The following is a 1,761-nucleotide window of genomic DNA, read 5'->3' on the forward strand; positions in this document are numbered from 1 at the left end:
CTGCACTTTCCGGGATTTCATGACAACCGGGCCATCGGAGCGGCCCATGTCACGACCCTCCGCTGGGCGTACGGGGGGAGGCTCGACTCATCGGCTCAAGACGATGACGTCCAGGTCGGGACTCTCTCGCTTCCATGCTCGGTCGAATTCCTCGATATGCACGTGATCGGATCGGAGGTCGCCCGCTTCGGCCCTGTCGGCGCAGTCGCGGAGGAACGCCGCGAGTCGTCGCAGCCCGTCGGGGCTCAGGTCGAAGCTCACCTCGCGAAGTTCCAGCAGGCCGTACTCGGGATCGACGACCGTTTTCTGGTAGCCATAGGCCGGCATCGCAACTCGCCCTCGCCGCTTCGGCGTTGAGTGGACGGGGGCCGGCCCGGTCGGGACGATGGCGGTTACCACGCCAGACCATCGACCCGACCGGAGCCGACCCCCGATGTCATCCTTGCATCCGACGCCCGCCCCCTGCCAGCGGTTCGTCCGCCTCGCCGGCGTGCTCGACAAGCGGTCGGCGTCGAGGCTCGCCCTGCTGTTCGTCGGGGCGGTGCTGGCTCGAGGCCGGCGGACCGTGACGACCTGGATCCGGGCCGCGAGGCTGAGCGATCGATTCCGCTCCTGCTACATCGCCGTCGCCGCGGCCGTGAGGCGGGCCGACCGCATCGCCGTCCGCCTGTTGAACGAGGACGTCGCCCCGATGGCGGCCGGATCGGGCCGGCTGACGCTGGCCATCGACGACACGCCGACGCGACGCTACGGCCCGTACGTCCAGGGCGCCGGCGTGCATCACAACCCGACGCCCGGCCCGGCCGGGTCGCCGCACGTCTACGGCCACGTCTTCGTCGTGCTCGCCTTGCTCGTGGAGCATGGGCGGTGGGGCGTGATCGCCCTGCCTTTGCTGTCGCGGCTCTACGTCCGCAAGGTCGACCTGCCGGCGATCGACCCGAAGCATCGGCCCGCGTTCCGAACCAAGCTGGAGATGGCGGTCGAGCTGCTGCGATGGGCCAAGCCCTGGCTGGGCCTGCTGAGGCGGCCGATCTGGGTGGTGGCCGACGGCGCCTACGCGAAGAAGGAGCTGCCGAGGCCGGCGAAGGCCCTGGGGATGACGGTCGTCAGCCGGCTCCGCAAGGACGCGGCCCTGCGGACCGTCCCCGGACCGAGGCCGTACGGCAGGCGCGGCCGCCCTCGCGTCTACGGCGAGGGGGCGATCAGCCTGGCCAAGCGGGCCGGCCAGAGGCGGGGCTGGTCGCGAGGCCGCTTCGACCTGTACGACGGGGCCGCCGTCAAGCGGTACAAGACGTTCCTGGCGACCTGGCGGCCGGCCGGCGGCGTGATCCGGGTCGTGCTGGTCGACGAGCCTCACGGCTGGCGGGCCTACTTCTGCACCGACCCGGAGGCCACGGTCGCCGACGTCCTCACCACGATCGCCGATCGATTCAGCCTGGAGACCGCCTTCCGCGAGATCAAGAAGGTCGTCGGAGGCGGCGAGCAGCAGGTGCGGTTCATCCACGCCGGCGTCGGCGCGTTCCACGTCTGCCTCTGGACCTACACCCTGACCGAGGCCTGGGCCTGGAGCCGATCGGCGCTCGAATTGGTCGACCGTTCGGAGTCGCCGTGGGACGAACCGACCCGCCGCCCCAGCCACGCCGACAAGCGCCGGGCCTGGCGTCGCGACATCCTCGCCGGCGAGATTCTCGCGATCCTGCGGGCCGGCCCGTCCGACGTCGAAATCCAGGCCGCCGCGGACAGGCTGCTGCGGCTCGCGGC

At 71.2% G+C, this 1,761-nt stretch carries 2 protein-coding genes; one reads left to right on the top strand and one right to left on the bottom strand.

The features are described from left to right. Positions 1 to 87: 87 nt before the first annotated feature. Positions 88 to 327, bottom strand: coding sequence for an Imm32 family immunity protein (locus tag G6O68_RS31725; protein ID WP_165253748.1), 240 nt, complete (start codon positions 325 to 327; stop codon positions 88 to 90). Positions 328 to 433: 106 nt separating this feature from the next. Between G6O68_RS31725 and G6O68_RS31730 the strand changes: the two genes are divergently transcribed. Beyond that, positions 434 to 1,761: IS701 family transposase (locus G6O68_RS31730; protein WP_165253750.1), on the top strand; the 1,328-nt coding region annotated here is incomplete at its 3' end.

Origin of the sequence: Paludisphaera soli (assembly GCF_011064595.1) — a bacterium.
In the GTDB taxonomy this organism is placed as follows: domain Bacteria; phylum Planctomycetota; class Planctomycetia; order Isosphaerales; family Isosphaeraceae; genus Paludisphaera; species Paludisphaera soli.